This window comes from Cupriavidus sp. SIMBA_020 (assembly GCF_046535395.1).
Taxonomy (GTDB): Bacteria; Pseudomonadota; Gammaproteobacteria; order Burkholderiales; family Burkholderiaceae; genus Cupriavidus; species Cupriavidus campinensis.
Genome location: NZ_JAWRWU010000004.1, coordinates 474,166 through 492,745 on the forward strand (window position 1 = coordinate 474,166; position 18,580 = coordinate 492,745).

Sequence of the window (18,580 nt, forward strand, 5' to 3'; positions counted from 1 at the left end):
CGCACATGATCCACGCCGCAGTGCAGGCCGATCCGCCTACCGTCGCTCGGGGGAATGTCAACAAGCGTGGCACGATTGCCATGGTCGCCGGGGAGGCTTCCGGCGATCTGCTGGCTTCGCTTCTGCTTGAAGGGCTGCATGCGCGGCTGGGCGAGTCCGTGGACTTCGCGGGTATCGGCGGCCGCCGCATGATGGCGCAGGGCTTTGTCTCCCACTGGCCGATGGAGACGCTTTCCGTCAATGGCTATGTGGAGGTGCTCGGTTCGCTGCGGGAAATCCTGGCGACGCGCCGGGCGATTCGCGACAAGCTGCTGGCCAATCCGCCGCTGTGTTTCATCGGCGTGGATGCTCCCGACTTCAATTTTGGATTGGAAGTACCCCTGCGTCGCTCGGGCATTCCGGTCGTGCATTTCGTCAGCCCGTCGATCTGGGCGTGGCGCGGCGGGCGCATCCGCACCATCGCGCGCGCGGTGGACCACATCCTCTGCCTGTTCCCGTTCGAGCCCGAGATCTACGCCAAGGCCGGCATACCGGCGACCTACGTCGGTCATCCGCTGGCCGATGTGATCCCGATGGTGCCTGACGTCCAGGGCGCACGGGAAAAGCTCGGCTTGCCCGAGGGCAAGCGCATCGTCGCGGTGCTGCCGGGCAGTCGGCAGTCCGAGGTGCGCAACCTCGGCGCGACGTTCTTTGCGGCCATGGCACGCATGCATCGCATGGACGGCAACCTGGCGTTTGTTCTGCCGGCGGCCAGCGCGCCGCTGCACGAGATCATCCGCGGGCTGCACGAGCGCTACCCTGAGATCGACTTGACGGTGGTGGACGGGCAGTCGCACCTGGTCATGGAAGCCGCCGACGTGGTTCTGCTGGCCAGCGGCACGGCCACACTCGAGGCGGCACTCTACAAAAAGCCGATGGTCATCTCGTACAAGGTGCCCTGGCTCACCGCGCAGATCATGAAGCGGCAGGGCTACCTGCCTTATGTGGGCTTGCCTAATATTCTGTCAGGACGGTTCGTGGTGCCAGAACTGCTCCAGGACGACGCCACGCCCGAGGCACTGGCGCGCGAGACGCTGCTGCAACTGAACGACGAGAGCAATATTGCCTTCTTGCGGGAGCATTTCACGACCATGCATGAGACGCTGAAGCGCGACACCGCCAACCTCGCCGCCGGCGTGGTGGTGGATCTCATGCACGAACGGGGTGTGCGCTGATGGCCAGTCAGAAAGCCGGAAAAGGTCCGTCGCCGCAGATGGGACTCGAGCTGACCCAAACCGTCACTGTCGTACGCCGTCTTTGCGGCGTGGATGAGGCCGGGCGCGGCCCGCTGGCCGGGCCGGTCTATGCCGCCGCGGTGATCCTGAACCCTGAGCGGCAGATCCGGGGCCTCGCCGACTCGAAGATCCTGACCGCAGAAAAGCGCGAGGTGCTGTTCGAGCGCATCTGCGAACGCGCGATCGGCTGGCACATCGCTTCGGCCTCGGTCGAGGAGATCGACTCGCTCAACATCCTGCACGCCTCCATGCTGGCGATGCAACGCGCGGTGGCGGGCCTGACGGCCAGCGGCATCATGCCCGATCTGGTGCAGGTCGATGGTAACCGCTGTCCGCAGGTGCCGTATCCGGTCGAGGCAATCGTGAAGGGCGACGCCAAAGTGCGGGCCATTTCCGCTGCGTCGATCCTTGCCAAGGTGGCCCGCGACCGCGAGCTTCATGCGCTGCACCTGGAATATCCCCAGTATGGCTTCGATGCCCACGTGGGCTATCCCACGCCGCAGCATCTGGCCGCGCTTGAGCAGTTCGGCGCGACACCGCATCACCGCAGCTCGTTCGCGCCAGTGCGGCGGGTGCTGGAGCGCGACGCGCTGCCATTCTGAGACACATCCTTGAAGCACGTCACTTCGCGCGACAATGCGCTGTTCAAGCACCTAAAGGCCCTCACGGGGTCCACGCACGCGCGCCGCAAGGCGGGGCAGTCCGTGCTCGATGGCGTGCACCTCGCGCAGGCGTATGTGGCCGCGCGGGGGCAGCCGGTCAGTTGTGTCGTGTCAGAGCGGCACTACGATCATGCCGAAGTCCGTCCGCTGCTCGAGGGCATCGATCCGGACCGTGTCGTCCTCCTTGCGGATGCGCTGTTCGCGCAGATCACCAGTGTCGTGAACGGCATCGATCTGATGTTGGTGATCGACACCCCCGGCGGGCACCTGCCGTCCACGATCGACACGGATTGCGTGATCCTGGACGGGGTGCAGGATGCCGGAAATGTCGGCTCGATCCTGCGCAGCGCTGCCGCGGCAGGCATTCCGCATGCCTTCCTGACCACGGGCTGCGCGTTTGCGTGGTCGGTCAAGACCCTGCGCGCGGGCATGGGCGCGAACTTCCACCTCAACATCGTCGAGCATTGCACGCTCGGGATGCTCGAAAGCCGGCTGGCCGTGCCACTGCTGGCGACGTCATCGCACGCCGACGCAGCCGTGTTTGACACCGATCTGCGTCAGCCGGTGGGCTGGGTCGTCGGCAACGAAGGCGCAGGCGTCAGTCCGGAATGGATGGCGCGCGTCTCGCGAACCGTCGGCATTCCGCAGCCGGGCGGCCTTGAGTCACTCAACGTGGCGGCGGCGACTGCTGTCTGCCTGTTTGAAGCGGTCAGGCAGCGCCGCGCGGCGTAGCGCTGACACCAGGAGTTCGGCCTCCAGCGCTACGGGACGATTCTCAAAATCTCAGTAGTTGTCGCGGTCTATCTTGATTTCCTGGAGGATCGTCGTGGCGATCTCCTCGATCGACTTGTGCGTGGAACTGAGCCACTTGATGCCTTCGCGGCGCATCATGGCCTCGGCCTCGTTGACCTCGTAGCGGCAGTTTTCCAGCGCCGCGTACTTGCTGCCCGGTCGCCGCTCGTTGCGGATCTCGGTGAGACGCTGCGGATCAATCGAGAGCCCGAAAATCTTCGGCTTGAACGCGTAGAGTGCCGACGGCAGGCGGCCGCGTTCGAAATCGTCCGGGATCAGCGGATAGTTGGCGGCCTTCAGTCCGTATTGCATCGCCAGATACAGGCTCGTCGGGGTCTTGCCGCTGCGCGACACGCCCACCAGGATCACGTCTGCCTCTTCCAGGTTCTTGTGCGACTGGCCGTCGTCGTGCGCCAGGGAGAAGTTAATTGCCTCGATCCGGTTCTTGTACGCCTCGGTGTCCGCATTCTGGTGGAAGCGGCCGATTGCGTGCGTGGACTTGAGTCCCAGCTCCTTCTCCAGTGGCTCGATGAAGGTCTGGAACATGTCCAGGATCATGGCCTTGGCGCGCCGGATGGCCTTGTTGGCCTCGGCATTGACCAGCGTGGTGAACACGATGGGCGGCACGCCCTCGTTGTAGAACGCCTCGTTGATCTTGCCGACGGCCACGTGAGCCTTCTCCGGCGTGTCCACGAACGGCATCCGCACCTTGCGGAAGCGCATTTCGAACTGGGCCAGAATGGAGTGGCTGAAGGTCTCGGCCGTGATGCCGGTGCCGTCCGACACGATAAAAACCGTACGGACGGCAGGGCGATCGCCAACGCTGGCGGTGGCCTGGGACGCGGCGGCGGGAGAGGCGGCAGGGCTTGCCGCCGGGCCGGGCGCAGGCGCCTGTTGGGGCGCATCAGGCGCTTCGGGAAGGGACATGTCTGGTCAATTATTTGAGGCAGCCACGCGAAAGTGCGGTGCGGCACGGTAGAATAGCGGCGATCTTTTCGCTAAGCAATTCCGCTCGCGCCGGTGCAGTAACGATTCGCGGCACAATTGTCGACAATGTGCGCCGCAGCATCCGCATGCACTTAGGAATGGTTTAGCCAAGCGATCCGCCGGGAACAGAACCCCAACAACATACCGGTCGGTGACACCGATTTCTTACTTTGTTTTTGAGGCTTTTATGACTAACCAGGCAGATAACGGCGCCTATGTGCTGCCGTTCGAGCAGTTGCGCATGCATGACGTGGAAACCGTCGGCGGCAAGAACTCTTCGCTGGGGGAGATGATCTCCCAGCTGGCAGAGGCTGGCGTCCGCGTTCCCGGCGGTTTTGCCACCACCTCGCTCGCGTTCCGCGACTTCCTGCAGCACAACGACCTGACCACCCGCATTTCGGATCGCCTGAAGACGCTCGACGTCGATGACGTGAAGGCCCTGGCCGAAGCCGGCGCCGAGATCCGCGGCTGGGTTGCCGCCGCCCCGTTCCAGCCGCGCCTGGAACAGGAGATCCGCGAACACTACGCTCGCGTGTCGGCCCGTGAAGGCGCCGAGGCATCGTTCGCCGTCCGTTCCTCGGCCACGGCCGAAGACCTGCCGGACGCCTCGTTCGCCGGCCAGCAGGAGTCGTACCTCAACGTCAGCGGCATCGACGACGTGCTCGACAAGATCAAGCACGTGTTCGCCTCGCTCTACAACGACCGTGCCATCTCGTACCGCGTGCACAAGGGCTTTGCCCACGATGTGGTAGCGCTGTCCGCCGGCGTGCAGCGCATGGTCCGTTCGGACCTCGCCGCGTCGGGCGTGATGTTCACCATCGATACCGAATCCGGCTTCCCCGACGTGGTCTTCATCACGTCGAGCTACGGCCTCGGCGAGACCGTGGTGCAGGGCGCCGTGAACCCGGACGAGTTCTATGTCTTCAAGCCGACCCTGGACCTGGGCAAGTACCCCATCATCCGTCGCTCGATTGGCTCGAAGCTGATCAAGATGGAATTCACGGGCCCGGGTGAGGCCGGCCGGGTGAAGACTGTCGACGTGCCGCCCGAGCTGCGTAACCGCTACTCGATCACCGACGCCGATGTGTCGGAGCTGGCCAAGTACGCGATGATCATCGAGAAGCACTATGCCCGCCCGATGGACATCGAGTGGGGCAAGGACGGCAAGGATGGCAAGATCTACATCCTCCAGGCACGCCCGGAGACGGTGAAGAGCCAGTCGGCCGGCAAGGCCGAGCAGCGCTTCAAACTCAAGGGCACGGCGCCCGTGCTGACCAGCGGCCGCGCTATCGGCCAGAAGATTGGTACCGGCCCGGTCCGCGTGATCAACGATCCGTCCGAGATGGAACGCGTGCAGCCGGGTGACGTGCTGGTGGCCGACATGACCGACCCGAACTGGGAGCCGGTGATGAAGCGTGCCTCGGCCATTGTGACCAACCGTGGCGGCCGTACCTGCCACGCGGCCATCATCGCCCGTGAACTGGGCGTGCCGGCCGTGGTGGGCTGCGGCGATGCGACCGATTTGCTGAAGGACGGCACGCTGGTGACGGTTTCGTGCGCCGAAGGCGACGAAGGCCGCATCTACGACGGCCTGCTCGAGACCGAGATCACCGAAGTCGAGCGCGGCGAGATGCCCGAGATCGAAACCAAGATCATGATGAACGTGGGCAATCCGCAGCTCGCGTTCGACTTCGCGCAGATCCCGAACCATGGTGTGGGCCTGGCCCGCCTCGAGTTCATCATCAACAACAACATCGGCGTTCACCCGAAGGCGATCCTCGACTATCCGCAGGTCGATGCCGACCTGAAGAAGGCTGTGGAATCGGTGGCCCGTGGCCACGCCAGCCCGCGCGCGTTCTACGTCGACAAGCTGGCGGAAGGCATCGCCACGATCGGTGCGGCGTTCTATCCGAAGCCCGTGATCGTGCGCCTGTCCGACTTCAAGTCGAATGAGTACAAGAAGCTGATCGGCGGTTCGCGCTACGAGCCGGACGAGGAAAACCCGATGCTGGGTTTCCGTGGCGCTTCGCGCTATATCGCCGAGGACTTCGCCGAAGCGTTCGAGATGGAATGCAAGGCCATGAAGCGCGTGCGCGACGAAATGGGCCTGACCAACGTCGAGATCATGGTGCCGTTCGTGCGCACGCTGGGCCAGGCCGAGAAGGTCATCGGGTTGCTCGCCAAGCACGGCCTGAAGCGCGGCGAGAACGGCCTGCGCATCATCATGATGTGCGAAGTGCCGTCGAACGCGATTCTCGCCGAGGAATTCCTGCAGTTCTTCGACGGATTCTCGATCGGCTCGAACGACCTGACGCAGCTGACGCTGGGTCTGGACCGCGACTCCGGCATGGAACTGCTGGCCAGGGACTTCGACGAGCGCGATCCGGCCGTGATCTTCATGCTGCAGCGCGCCATTTCCACGGCGCTGCGTCTGGACAAGTACGTCGGCATTTGCGGTCAGGGCCCTTCGGACCATCCGGACTTTGCAGCCTGGCTGGCCAAGGAAGGCATCAAGTCGATCTCGCTGAATCCTGATTCCGTGGTCGAAACCTGGAAGCAACTGGCTTCGTAAGGCATTTGGCGTCACAATAGCGACAACGCATCCAAAGCGGCGCCCGGCTGAACCCGGGCCGCCGCGTGGCACCGGCCCTGCAGCAGGTGTTGCAACAGCCCCCGCAGGCGCCTATGGCGCGGCGGGGGTTTTTTATTTGGGAAAAGGAGCGGGATGTCGTCTTACTACATATGGTTCGCCGCGGCAGTGGTGCTGGTAATCGCCGAGATGGCGACGGGCACCTTTTATCTGCTGATGATTGCGGTGGGCGTGGCGGCCGGTGGCGTAGCCGCGCTTGCCGGCCTCGGTGTGCCGGCGCAGACGGTCACGGCTGCGCTGGTGGCCATCGCATGCATCACGGCCCTGCGGCGCACGCGCTACGGCACGCTGCGGCGGGGTACGGCATCCACGGATCCCGATGTGAACCTCGATATCGGGCAGGAACTTGATGTGTCTGCCTGGGACCCCAATGGGCGTGCCCGCGTGCCGTATCGCGGCGCTGACTGGACCGTGGAACTGGCGCCAGACACCGAGCCGCTTCCGGGTCGCTTTCGCATTGTCGAAGTGCGAGGCACCACGCTGATCGTCTCGCCGCGCTAATCCCTGCGCGGCACACATCCGATGACTAGTCGTTTTCCTATTTGATGGGAGTTGTACATGCTTGCCTACCAGCTCGGGCTGTTTCCACTGATTCTGCTCATCGCGGCCATCGTGCTGATTGCCAAGGGCATCAAGATCGTGCCGCAGCAGCACGCATGGGTGCTCGAGCGTCTGGGGCGCTACCACGCCACGCTGACGCCAGGCCTGACGATCGTGGTGCCGTTCGTGGATCGCGTGGCCTACAAGCACATCCTCAAGGAGATTCCGCTCGATGTGCCAAGCCAGGTCTGCATCACCAAGGACAACACGCAGTTGCAGGTGGACGGCGTGCTGTACTTCCAGGTGACGGATCCGATGAAGGCTTCCTACGGCTCGAGCAACTTCGTGGTCGCGATCACGCAGTTGTCGCAGACCACGCTACGGTCGGTGATCGGCAAGCTGGAGTTGGACAAGACCTTCGAGGAGCGCGAGTACATCAACCACAGCGTGGTCAATGCGCTCGACGAGGCCGCCGCCAACTGGGGCGTGAAGGTGCTGCGCTACGAAATCAAGGACCTGACACCGCCGAAGGAAATCCTGCACGCGATGCAGGCGCAGATTACCGCCGAGCGCGAGAAGCGGGCGCTGATCGCGGCTTCCGAAGGCAAGCGGCAGGAGCAGATCAATCTGGCCTCCGGCGCCCGTGAGGCGGCGATCCAGAAATCCGAGGGCGAGCGGCAGGCGGCGATCAACAAGGCACAGGGCGAGGCGTCGGCGATCCTGGCCGTGGCCGAAGCCAATGCGCAGGCCATCGAGAAGATCGGCCACGCAATCCGGGGGGAGGGCGGCTCGGAGGCTGTCAACCTCAAGGTGGCCGAGGAATATGTTGCCGCATTTGGCAACCTCGCCAAGCAGGGCAACACGCTGATCGTGCCGGGCAACCTCGGCGAAATGAGTTCGATGATCGCCTCAGCGTTGCAAATCGTGAAAACCCAGCAGAAGACCTGAGCGACGCGTTCTGAAGCGGCTTTGCCAGACAAGAACGGAGGCCCTGGCCTCCGTTTTTTCTTATTCCTTGTTGTCGCCCTTCATCAGGCGCGCCTTTTCGCGCTGCCAGTCCCGATTTTTCTCGGTTTCGCGCTTGTCGAACTGCTTCTTGCCCTTGCCCAGGCCGATTTCGCACTTCACGCGGCCGCGCGTGTAGTGCAGGTTCAGCGGCACGAGCGTATAGCCGCGCTGCTCGACCTTGCCGATCAGCTTCTTGATCTCGTCGGCCTTCAGCAGCAGCTTGCGCGTGCGCACGGGGTCCGGCGTCACGTGCGTGGAGGCACTCTGCAGGGGGCTGATGTGTGCGCCGATCAGGTACATCTCGGCGTTGCGCACCACGACGTAGCCCTCCTTGATCTGCACGCGGTTGGCCCGGATGGCCTTGACTTCCCAGCCCTCCAGCACAATCCCGGCTTCGTAGCGTTCTTCGATGAAGTAGTCGAAAAAGGCTTTCTTGTTATCAGCGATGGTCATGCGTACGTGGTGGATTCCTGAGCAAGGCTGCCGCGCTGCGGCAAAGAGGGGAGCGACCGTTGCGGCGTCATCAAGGGGCGCCCTGTGCGCCGGGGATGCCGTCGACCCGCGTGTCGGCTAAAATCTGGATTCTAGCAAACCCGCCCCGTTCGGGCCCAGCCCCTGGCGGCGCCCGCATCCGATTACATGGCAGACGTCCATAAATCCGTCCTGCTTGGCTATTCGGCCGAGCAGATGTATGACCTGGTCACCCGCGTGGAGGACTATCCCAAGTTCCTGCCATGGTGCGGTGGCGTGGAGATCTTCGAGAACACCGAGACCCTGCTCGACGCGAAGCTCCATATCCATTTCAACGGCATCAAGCAGTATTTCCATACCCGGAACGTGCAGGAGCGTCCCACACGCATTGATATGACGTTCGCGGACGGTCCTTTCAAGACCTTCAACGGCTCCTGGCGCTTTACGCCGCTGCGCGCTGACGCCTGCAAGATCGAGTTTCACCTGCATTATGAGTTTTCGAGCTTCATTCTCGAGAAGATCATCGGTCCGGTGTTCAGCATGATCGCCAATACGTTTGTGGATGCCTTCGTCAAGCGGGCCGAGGTGGTCTATGCCAACAATGGCTGAGGCGGGCGCCATGGTGCGGCTCTCGGTCTGCTATGCCAGGCCCGACGCGGTGTTCCTGAAGGAAGTCTCGGTGCCGGCCGGCACGAGCGTGGAGGGGGCGATTCGCGCCAGCGGCCTGACCGAGGCGTATCCCGAAGTGGACCCGACCACGGCCCGCGTCGGCATCTACGGCAAGCTCAAGGCCGCGGAAACGCTGGTTCGGGAGGGGGACCGGGTGGAAGTCTACCGGCCGCTGACCGCTGATCCCAAGCAGGCACGCCGCAAGCGCGTGCAGAAGACCCGGGCCACCGGAACGCGCGAAGGCCTGAAATGGCTGCGCGGCGGGGGCGGGCAGGGGAGTTGACTGGGCGGGCAGCCTATCCCGGCGCCCACCCTCGGCCTCAACTGCAGTGCTGGGCCATCGACTGGCTGACCTTGTCGAGTTCGGCCGCGCGTTCGTCGCCGTTCAGGCGGTGCGCGGCGCCATCCGGGCCAGCCTTCGAGATGCGCATGCCTTCGCGCAGTCCCGTGGCGTAGTTCGACATCTCTTCGCAGCGCGTCTGGCGGGCCAGTTGCTCGCGTTCCTTGGTGGCGGCTTCCAGGTCGGCCTTGAGGCGCTCCTCGCGGCGCTCGCGGAAGGCCTGATCGGGATCGGTCCCGGCGGCGGGCTTGTCCTTGGCCCGCGCGCTGACCTGGCGGGCCCGGGGCGCGTCCCCCGCGGGGGCCTTGGCGTCAGCTTGACCATCGGCCTTCGCGGCGGTTTCGGCTTCCACCGGGCGATAGGCGCCTGCCGCGCGGCCGGGTGCCATGACGATGGCGCGGTCCGGCACGGAGGGCGGCGGCGGGACATCGCTATAGACCATGCGGCCGGTGCCATCCTTCCACTGCCATTGGGAAAAGGCCGTGGCGGGCACGGCAAGACTGGCGGCAACAAGCAGGTACAGCGCGGTCGAACGGTTCATGGCAAGGGTATCTGTGGCGTCTGGGCAGAAATGCCAGGTTGGCGATGAAAACCGGACGGTAGGAGGGTTGACAATCATGTGACCCCCGCGTCATGCCCGGTAGTCTACGCAGACTTGTCCGTGGCGTGCAAGCGCACGGACCAGGCCACCCCGAGGATCAGCAACGCGATGGCGGCCAACTCCAGCGGCCTTGGCCAGCGGTGATCGAACACAAACCCGTATGCCAGCGCGAACAGCGTCTCAAAAACGATCATTTGCCCCGAAAGCGTCAGGGGTAGGCGGCGACTGGCGATGTTCCAGAGGTTGTTGCCAATTAGCGACGCCCCGAGCGCCACGGCGGCGTTGACCGTCCAGAACCACTGCCATTCGCGCCCGCTGCCCGGGGCGGTCAGCGCGTCGCCGGCCACGAGCCAGCCGATGCCGGCCAGCACCACGGAAACCAGCCCGGTAGATAGCCCGTACAGGGCCGACCACTCGTTCCCGCTGTAATGCGGATGGCGCTGGAGGTAGCGCGCGTTGTCCACGGCGTAGAGCGTCCAGCAGACCAGCGCGCCCGCCGCGCAGGCCACGCCAGCCAGCTTCTGCCACGCCGGACGGGCCAGTGCGCCCGCCGCCGTGCCGTGCGCACTGCCGCCCCCGGCAAACAGGTCGACATTGATGCAGGCGATGCCCGCCGCCACCACCAGCAGTGGCCAGACCAGCCGCGAGAGCGGCACCGCGCCGTGGTCACGGCGGCCCATGATCGTGATGGAAACCGGCAGGATGCCGATGATTAGCGAGGTCGGCCCGACCCCGGCCAGCTGCACGCCGAATGCCAGCAGTACGTAATAGAGCAGGTTGCCGGTGAACGCCTGGCGCAGCAGGGCGACGCAATCGCCCCGGGTTAGCTTTTTTGCGAGGCGCCGCATCAGCGGCAGCGCCGCCACGAAGGCGACGAGCCCATAGGCCAGGTACCGGCCAATGGCGAGTTCCCAGGGCGAAAACGCCGGCAGCAGCTTCGGCGCGATGAACACCATGCCCCAGAACGCGCCGGCCAGCAGCCCGCACAAAACGCCGATGCCCATCGGACTCCTGTTGTGATCTGTGGAAGGGAGGCCGAGAATAGCAAGCGGGATGCAAGAACGCATCAGCAAATCCTGCATTCCTGTATAATCTGCTTTTGCGCCTAGAGGATTTGCTATGCGTCTTGTCCAGAAAGCACTCACATTCGATGACGTGCTGCTTGTACCGGCCTATTCGGCCGTCCTGCCCCGGGATGTTTCCCTCCGCACCCGCCTGACCCGTTCGATCGAACTGAACATTCCGCTCGTGTCCGCCGCCATGGATACCGTGACGGAAGCCCGCCTTGCCATTGCGATGGCGCAGGCCGGCGGCATCGGCATCGTCCACAAGAACCTGAAGCCCGCCGACCAGGCCCGTGAAGTGGCGCGCGTGAAGCGCTACGAATCGGGTGTGCTGCGTGATCCGATCACCATTTCGCCGGACATGAAGGTCCGCGATGTGATCGCGCTGTCGCAGCAGCATGGTATTTCCGGCTTCCCGGTGCTCGAAGGCAAGACCGTAGTCGGCATCATCACCAACCGCGACCTGCGCTTCGAGGAAGAACTCGACGCCCCGGTGCGCGCCAAGATGACCCCGCGCGAAAAACTTGTCACCGTGGCCGAAGGCGCCACGCTGGACGAGGCCAAGCGCCTGATGAACCGTCACCGCCTGGAGCGCGTGCTGGTGGTCAATTCCTCGTCCGAGCTGCGTGGCCTGATCACCGTGAAGGACATCCAGAAGGCCGTGGACAACCCGCTGGCCAGCAAGGACGATCACGGCCAGCTGCGCGTGGGCGCCGCCGTGGGCGTGGGTCCGGATAACGACGAACGCGTGGAACTGCTGGTTAAGGCCGGCGTGGACGTGATTGTGGTCGATACGGCGCATGGCCACAGCCAGGGCGTGCTGGACCGCGTGCGCTGGGTCAAGCAGAACTTCCCGCACGTGCAGGTGGTGGGCGGCAACATCGCCACCGGCGCGGCCGCGCTGGCGCTGGTCGAGCACGGCGCGGATGGCGTGAAGGTGGGCATCGGCCCCGGTTCGATCTGCACCACGCGGATCGTGGCCGGTGTGGGCGTGCCCCAGATCACCGCCGTCTCCAACGTGTCCGAGGCGCTCAAGGGCACCGGCGTGCCGCTGATTGCCGATGGCGGCATCCGTTACTCGGGCGATGTGGCCAAGGCCCTGGCGGCCGGCGCGCACACCGTGATGATGGGCGGCATGTTCTCGGGTACCGAGGAAGCGCCGGGCGAGGTGTTCCTGTACCAGGGCCGCTCGTTCAAGAGCTATCGCGGCATGGGTTCCGTGGGCGCGATGAAGGACGGCGCCGCCGACCGCTACTTCCAGGAAGACAACACCGCCAACGTCGACAAGCTCGTGCCGGAAGGCATCGAGGGCCGCGTCCCCTACAAGGGATCGGTCATGGCGATCATCCACCAGCTCACCGGTGGCGTGCGTGCGTCGATGGGCTATTGCGGCAGCAACTCTATCGCCACCTGGCACGAGACGGCCGAGTTCGTGCAGATCACGGCCGCCGGCATGCGCGAATCGCACGTGCACGATGTGCAGATCACCAAGGAAGCGCCGAACTACCATATCGACTGATCCCGATATGGCCCGCCCGACCTGGGCATCACGGCCGCGCTGGCAACGTCGAGGTTGACGAGGCCGCGCGGCCGCGACGCAAGAAGCATCAGGAAAAAGGAGCGCCCATGAAAGTACTATTGCGAGCCGTGCTGTTCTTCGACGCCTTGCTAGACCTGCTGCTCGGCATCCTGCTGCTGATGTCGCCGTTCACGACGCTGTATGCCGCACTCCAGTTGCCGCAGCCGCAGCCGGCCCTGTTCGGCCAACTGCTCGGCGTGGCGATGATCGGCTTGGCCTGGCTGCTGCTCCAGGCCGCCATCAACGGCCAGTTGACCGTGCCCGTGGCACGCACGGCGGGCCAGGTGAACCTGGTGAGCGCCGTACTGATCGTGGCGTGGACGCTGTTCCTCGACATGCCCGTGCAAGGCGCCGGCAAGGTCTGGCTGCTGACGCTGGCCGCTGTCATGCTGTTCTTCGCCGTGGTGCAGATGCCCGCCGCCAAGCGCGTGCGCCTGCGTGAGCGGGAGCAACTGGCCCAGCGCGAGGCTGAGCTGCGCGCCGCCCGGCATGGCGATGGCCCCGTGTACTATCCCGGCACGCCGGTCGATGCCGTCGACCCCGCCGACCCGCACCAACAACCCGGCGCCGCCTACCCGGCACGCCCGCATGGATCTCCCGAATACCGGCGCGAACCGGTCATTACCCCGCCACCCGGCTACGGCCCAGGTACCGAGGTCATGCCCGAATCCGAGCCGGAAGCTCTGCCAAACGCCCATCATGCACGACAAAATCCTCATCCTTGATTTCGGCTCGCAGGTCACGCAGCTGATTGCCCGCCGCGTTCGCGAGGCACACGTCTACTGCGAAATCCATCCTAACGATGTGACCGACGAATTCGTCCGCCAGTACGCGCCGAAGGCCATCATCCTGTCCGGCAGCCACGCCAGCACCTACGAAGACCACCAGCTGCGCGCGCCGCAAGCCGTGTGGGACCTCGGCGTGCCGGTGCTGGGCATCTGCTACGGCATGCAGACCATGGCCGTGCAGCTGGGCGGCAAGGTGGAGTGGAGCGACCATCGCGAATTCGGCTACGCCGAGGTGCGCGCCCATGGTCATACCAGGCTGCTCGATGGCGTCGAGGATTTCGCGACGCCCGAGGGCCACGGCATGCTCAAGGTCTGGATGAGCCATGGCGACAAGGTGGCCGAACTGCCGCCGGGCTTCAAGCTGATGGCGTCCACGCCGAGCTGCCCGATCGCCGGCATGGCCGACGAGGCGCGCGGCTATTACGCGGTGCAGTTCCACCCGGAAGTCACGCATACGGCAAAGGGCCGCGAGATGCTCGAGCGCTTCGTGCTCAAGATTGCCGGCGCGAAGGCCGACTGGGTGATGCGCGACCATATCGCCGAAGCCGTGGCCAAGATCCGCGAGCAGGTGGGTGACGAGGAAGTCATTCTGGGCCTGTCCGGCGGCGTGGATTCGTCGGTGGCGGCGGCGCTGATCCATCGCGCCATCGGCGACCAGCTGACCTGCGTGTTCGTCGACCATGGCCTGCTGCGCCTGGACGAGGGCAAGATGGTCATGGAGATGTTCGCGGGCCGGCTGCACGCCAAGGTGGTCCATATCGACGCCTCGGAGCAGTTCCTGGGGCATCTGGCCGGCGTGACGGACCCCGAGCAGAAGCGCAAGATCATCGGCCGCGAGTTCGTCGAGGTCTTCCAGGCCGAGGCCAAGAAGCTGAGCAACGCCAAGTGGCTGGCGCAGGGCACGATCTACCCGGACGTGGTGGAATCGGGCGGCACCAAGACCAAGAAGGCGACCACGATCAAGAGCCACCACAACGTCGGCGGCCTGCCCGAGACGCTGGGCCTGAAGCTGCTGGAACCGCTGCGCGACCTGTTCAAGGACGAAGTGCGCGAGTTGGGCGTGGCGCTGGGCCTGCCGCCCGAGATGGTGTACCGCCACCCGTTCCCGGGTCCGGGCCTGGGCGTGCGGATCCTGGGCGAGGTCAAGCGCGACTACGCCGAACTGCTGCGCCGCGCCGACGCCATCTTCATCGAGGAACTGCGCAAGACCATCGCCACGGAGCAGGATGCCGCGGCGGGCCTGTGCGAGCCGCAGCAAGTGGGTAAGAGCTGGTACGACCTGACCAGCCAGGCCTTCGCGGTGTTCCTGCCGGTGAAGTCCGTCGGCGTGATGGGCGATGGCCGCACGTACGACTACGTGGTGGCCCTGCGCGCAGTGCAGACCACCGACTTCATGACCGCCCACTGGGCGCACCTGCCGTACGCGCTGCTCGGCCGTTGCTCGAACCGCATCATCAACGAGGTGCGGGGCCTGAACCGGGTGGTGTACGACGTCTCGGGCAAGCCGCCGGCGACGATCGAGTGGGAATAAACCCAGGCCCTTCGGGGCCTGCGGAGCGGTGACATATCAACGGCCGGGGCGCAATCGCCCCGGCCGTTTTTCATTTCAGGACGCTGGGCTTCATACGCGGCACCTGTGTGGTGCGTACGCCACGGCTGACAATCAAACCGAAGATAAATGTATCGGGGCCATTACATGACATTACAATTGCGAACGAAATGCGAGTCATTCGCATTAGCATTTCCAATTCGTAACGAGAGATATCGCAATGTCTGTATGCGCCCGGCGCCGCGTTCGCGGCACGCACGCCTTCCGCCTGACCACCTTTGCCTTGAGCATGCAAGCCGCCAGCGTCTCGCTGGCCCAGGAGCAGGCGCCTGCGCCTGCCCACCAGGAATTGCCGACGATCACGGTCCGGGGCAGCAATCTGCCCGAATCGCCGACCGGCCCGGTACATGGCTTCGTGGCGAAACAAGCCGTGACTGCCACCAAGACCGACACGCCGATCATGGAGACGCCGCAGTCGATCACGGTCATCACGCGTGACCGGATCGAACTCACGGGCGCCCAGTCGGTGGCGCAGGCGGCAGGCTACACGGCCGGCGTCTCGGCGGCGGGGTTCGGCACGGACAACCGCACGGATTCGATCAAGATCCGTGGCACCGACTCCACGCAGTACCTCGACGGGCTGCTCAATGCCGTGGGGTTCTATAACAACACGCGGCCGGACCCGTACGCGCTGGAGCGCATCGAGATCCTGAAAGGGCCGTCAGGCATGCTGTACGGGCAGGGCTCGGTGGGCGGCGTGGTCAATCTCGTGTCGAAGCGCCCGCAGGCCGAGGCCGCGCGCGAAATCGGCGTGAGTTTCGGCAACTTCAACCGCAAGCAGATCCAGGCCGACTTCACGGGTCCGATCGACGCCGACGGCAAGTGGCTCTACCGCTTCGTGGCCCTGGCGCGCGATAGCGATGCCTCCGTGGACTACGTCAAGGACAACCGCTACTACATCGCGCCCTCGCTGACCTATCGCCCGACGTCCGACACCAGCTTCACCTTGCTGGCCAATTTCCAGAAGGATGATTCGGGCTCGATGATCGGCTTCTTCCCGTGGCGCGGCACCCAGATCGAGAACCCGGCCGGCCAGATCCCGCAAAGCTTCTTTATCAGCGAGCCCGGCTTCGACAAGTACACGGCCGAGCAGCACGCGGTGGGCTACCAGTTCGAGCACAAGTTCAACGACACCTTCACGGTGCGCCAGAACCTGCGCTATTCGCACAGCACCGTCGATTACCGCAGCATCTACACGGCCGGCTACACGGGCGCTACGCATGGCTGGGTGCCGGGCAGCGACACCATGCTGCGGCGCACCATCTACCTGAACCAGCCGACGCTGAACCAGTTGGCCGTCGACACGCAGGTGCAGTCGAAGTTCGGCACCGGCCCCGTGCGCCACACGCTGCTGTCCGGCTTCGACTACCAGAACAACGAGATCACGGGCCGCACCGGCGTGGGTGGCTTTGCCGCGCCGATCAACGTGTTCAATCCGGTCTACGGCAACTACCAGGCGCCCACATCCACGCGCGACCTGGCACCGGCCAAGCAGATCCAGACCGGCGCCTACCTGCAGGACCAGATCGAATGGAACAAATGGCTGCTGATGCTGGGCCTGCGCTACGACTGGTCGCGCGCGGCGCAGGACAACACGCCGGCGGGGTCGCGTGACGACAACGAGCTGACCAAGCGCTTCGGCCTGATGTACCGCTCGGACTTCGGCCTGAACCCGTACGTCAGCTATGCCGAATCGTTCCAGGGCCAGGCCGGTTTCAATGTGGACGGCGGCGCGTTCAAGCCGCTGCGCGGCAAGCAGTGGGAAGTGGGCGTCAAGTACCAGCCGCCGGGCAGGAACATGACGCTGACCGCCTCGCTATTCGATATGCGCGAAGAAAACCGCAAGGTGGCCGGCGTGGTCAACGGCCTGCCCGGCACGGTGCAGGTGGGCGAGGCGCGTACGCGCGGCGCGGAACTGGAGGCGCTGGTGTCGCTGGGCCGGCTGGACCTGATTGCCACGTACACCTACCTGGACGCCAAGGTCATCGAAGGCACGGCTGCGGAGCAGGGCCAGCGGCTGGCAAGCATCCCGGCCAACATGGCGTCGCTGTGGGCCAACTACCGCTTCAGCCTGTTCGACATGCCGGGCTTTGTGGCCGGCGCGGGCGTGCGCTACAACGGCCCGTCGTACGATGGCACCGGCAACAACCGCGTGGGCGGCTTCACGCTGTTCGACGCCGTGCTGGCCTACGATCACGGCCCGATCCGCGTGTCGCTGAACATGAACAACCTGTTCAACAAGCAGTACATCAACACCTGTATCGCACGCGGCGACTGCTTCTTCGGCACGCAGCGCACGATCATCGGCAATGTGACATACCGCTTCTGATCGCCCGATCAGCCATGGCGAACGCCGGCTTGCCCAGGGCAGCCGGCGTTTTTTCTTGACCCTCGTCAGACAATCCAGCCAATCAATCGGAACTGTCGTGGTCTGCTGTGACAATGCGTGGCACCACCCACTCCGGAGTGACACATGCCGTACTACGCAGGGCTGAAACAGATCGAGGATACGGACGTACGCAGGCGCACCATCGACGGGCTGAAGCGCCTGCGGCCCGCGCTGGCCGCTGCCATTCCACCGCGCACCGCCACCGACACGCTGCTGCTGGCCACCTGGAATATCCGCGAGTTCGACTCGGGCAAGTACGGCTACCGTGACGACGAGGCGTACTACTACATCGCCGAAATCCTGAGCCGCTTCGACCTGATCGCCATCCAGGAGGTGCGCAGCGGCCTCTATCCGCTCCAGCGGCTGCAACGGATATTGGGTAGCTGGTGGGATTTCCTGGTGACTGACGTGACGCTGGGCACCTCCGGCAACGCCGAGCGCATGGCCTACCTGTACGACCGGCGCAAGGTCTCGTTCACCGGACTGGCCGCCGAACTGGTGCTGGCGAAGGAGAAGGGCGCGCCCGAGGAGCCGGTGCAGATGGCGCGCTCGCCTTATATCGCGGGCTTCCGGGCCGGCTGGGCTTACCTGACCCTCGCAACGGTCCACATCTACTACGGCAAGAGCGTGGCCGTGGACCCGCGCCGGCTGGCCGAGATCACGGCGTTCGCCCGCACGCTGGCCAAACATGCCGGCAAGCTCTCCGGCGCGCCGCAATACGCGCCCGGCATCCCGCCGGAGCCGGGCAACCTGATCGTGCTGGGCGACTTCAACATCTTCAACCGCAACGACGTGACCATGGAGGCCATGACCCGGGCCGGCTTCGCGGTGCCGGAAGCCCTGCAGGCCGTGCCGGGCTCCAACGTCGACAAGAACAAGCATTACGACCAGATCGCCTATCTCAGCCGACTGGCGCACCTGACGCCCACCGGCAAGGCCGGCGTGTTCGACTTCTACGAGCACGTCTACCGGATCGAGGACGAGGCGGCCTACGCCCGGCAGCGGGCCGCCAAGCCGGGGCGCGGCTTCAAGGACTGGCGCACTTACCGGATGAGCGACCATCTGCCGATGTGGGTCGAATTCGGCATCGACGATGGTGACGCCTATCTTGACGGGTTGGAGTAGCGGCGTTCGGGGGCGCGGCCAGCAGGCATGCG

17 protein-coding genes are annotated in these 18,580 nt (G+C 64.9%); 13 read left to right on the forward strand and 4 right to left on the reverse strand.

What is annotated here, in order from left to right:
* Positions 1-8: 8 nt before the first annotated feature.
* From lpxB to SB751_RS11295, 3 genes are read left to right on the forward strand one after another with little or no spacing between them, the layout of a single operon-like run.
* Positions 9-1,214 carry a lipid-A-disaccharide synthase gene (gene lpxB, locus SB751_RS11285; protein WP_409558925.1) on the forward strand — a complete coding sequence of 402 codons (1,206 nt, stop codon included), beginning with the start codon at positions 9-11 and terminating at the stop codon, positions 1,212-1,214.
* The gene (rnhB, locus tag SB751_RS11290; protein ID WP_250025313.1) at positions 1,214-1,876 is read left to right on the forward strand and encodes a ribonuclease HII; all 663 of its coding nucleotides are present in this window, start codon (positions 1,214-1,216) and stop codon (positions 1,874-1,876) included. The genes lpxB and rnhB overlap by 1 nt, the downstream gene beginning before the upstream one ends.
* A gap of 9 nt (positions 1,877-1,885) precedes the next feature.
* Positions 1,886-2,668, forward strand: coding sequence for a TrmH family RNA methyltransferase (locus tag SB751_RS11295; RefSeq protein WP_144195083.1), 783 nt, complete (start codon positions 1,886-1,888; stop codon positions 2,666-2,668).
* A 51-nt stretch (positions 2,669-2,719) separates the two neighbouring features.
* On the opposite strand, the gene SB751_RS11300 is transcribed toward SB751_RS11295, so the two are convergent.
* A complete protein-coding gene (locus SB751_RS11300; protein WP_410748053.1) occupies positions 2,720-3,655 on the reverse strand; it encodes a pyruvate, water dikinase regulatory protein in 936 nt (311 codons plus the stop codon).
* Positions 3,656-3,902: 247 nt separating this feature from the next.
* Between SB751_RS11300 and ppsA the strand changes: the two genes are divergently transcribed.
* From ppsA to SB751_RS11315, 3 genes are all read left to right on the forward strand, one after another.
* A complete protein-coding gene (ppsA, locus tag SB751_RS11305; protein WP_144195087.1) occupies positions 3,903-6,287 on the forward strand; it encodes a phosphoenolpyruvate synthase in 2,385 nt (794 codons plus the stop codon).
* 153 nt (positions 6,288-6,440) lie between these two features.
* Positions 6,441-6,866, forward strand: a complete 426-nt coding sequence (locus tag SB751_RS11310; protein WP_211943075.1) for an NfeD family protein — start codon at positions 6,441-6,443, stop codon at positions 6,864-6,866.
* A gap of 57 nt (positions 6,867-6,923) precedes the next feature.
* Positions 6,924-7,853 carry an SPFH domain-containing protein gene (locus tag SB751_RS11315; protein ID WP_144195091.1) on the forward strand — a complete coding sequence of 310 codons (930 nt, stop codon included), beginning with the start codon at positions 6,924-6,926 and terminating at the stop codon, positions 7,851-7,853.
* Positions 7,854-7,913: 60 nt separating this feature from the next.
* Here the strand turns inward: SB751_RS11315 and smpB are convergent, their stop codons facing one another.
* The gene (gene smpB / locus SB751_RS11320) at positions 7,914-8,366 is read right to left on the reverse strand and encodes an SsrA-binding protein SmpB (protein WP_144195093.1); all 453 of its coding nucleotides are present in this window, start codon (positions 8,364-8,366) and stop codon (positions 7,914-7,916) included.
* A 186-nt stretch (positions 8,367-8,552) separates the two neighbouring features.
* On the opposite strand from smpB, the gene SB751_RS11325 reads away from it, so the two are divergent.
* Positions 8,553-8,993, forward strand: a complete 441-nt coding sequence (locus tag SB751_RS11325) for a type II toxin-antitoxin system RatA family toxin (protein WP_144195095.1) — start codon at positions 8,553-8,555, stop codon at positions 8,991-8,993.
* Positions 8,986-9,336, forward strand: a complete 351-nt coding sequence (locus SB751_RS11330; protein ID WP_244844662.1) for an RnfH family protein — start codon at positions 8,986-8,988, stop codon at positions 9,334-9,336. The genes SB751_RS11325 and SB751_RS11330 overlap by 8 nt, the downstream gene beginning before the upstream one ends.
* A 37-nt stretch (positions 9,337-9,373) precedes the next feature.
* Here SB751_RS11330 and SB751_RS11335 read toward each other — a convergent pair whose 3' ends face one another.
* Positions 9,374-9,934 carry a DUF4124 domain-containing protein gene (locus SB751_RS11335; protein WP_144195097.1) on the reverse strand — a complete coding sequence of 187 codons (561 nt, stop codon included), beginning with the start codon at positions 9,932-9,934 and terminating at the stop codon, positions 9,374-9,376.
* Between the two features lie 104 nt (positions 9,935-10,038).
* Complete coding sequence (locus tag SB751_RS11340; RefSeq protein ID WP_144195099.1) at positions 10,039-10,998, reverse strand: DMT family transporter; 960 nt, start codon at positions 10,996-10,998, stop codon at positions 10,039-10,041.
* Between the two features lie 115 nt (positions 10,999-11,113).
* Here SB751_RS11340 and guaB point away from each other — a divergent pair, with 115 nt between their 5' ends.
* From guaB to SB751_RS11365, 5 genes are all read left to right on the forward strand, one after another.
* Positions 11,114-12,577 carry an IMP dehydrogenase gene (gene guaB / locus SB751_RS11345; RefSeq protein WP_144195101.1) on the forward strand — a complete coding sequence of 488 codons (1,464 nt, stop codon included), beginning with the start codon at positions 11,114-11,116 and terminating at the stop codon, positions 12,575-12,577.
* A 107-nt stretch (positions 12,578-12,684) separates the two neighbouring features.
* Positions 12,685-13,362, forward strand: a complete 678-nt coding sequence (locus SB751_RS11350; protein WP_144195103.1) for a hypothetical protein — start codon at positions 12,685-12,687, stop codon at positions 13,360-13,362.
* The gene (guaA, locus tag SB751_RS11355; protein WP_144195105.1) at positions 13,337-14,956 is read left to right on the forward strand and encodes a glutamine-hydrolyzing GMP synthase; all 1,620 of its coding nucleotides are present in this window, start codon (positions 13,337-13,339) and stop codon (positions 14,954-14,956) included. Before SB751_RS11350 ends, guaA begins: the two co-directional genes overlap by 26 nt.
* Before the next feature lie 238 nt (positions 14,957-15,194).
* Positions 15,195-17,363 (forward strand): TonB-dependent siderophore receptor, encoded by a 2,169-nt coding sequence (locus SB751_RS11360; protein ID WP_377731457.1) that lies wholly within the window; start codon positions 15,195-15,197, stop codon positions 17,361-17,363.
* Between the two features lie 144 nt (positions 17,364-17,507).
* On the forward strand, positions 17,508-18,548 hold the full coding sequence (locus SB751_RS11365) for an endonuclease/exonuclease/phosphatase family protein (protein ID WP_144195109.1): 1,041 nt from the start codon (positions 17,508-17,510) through the stop codon (positions 18,546-18,548).
* Positions 18,549-18,580: the final 32 nt, after the last annotated feature.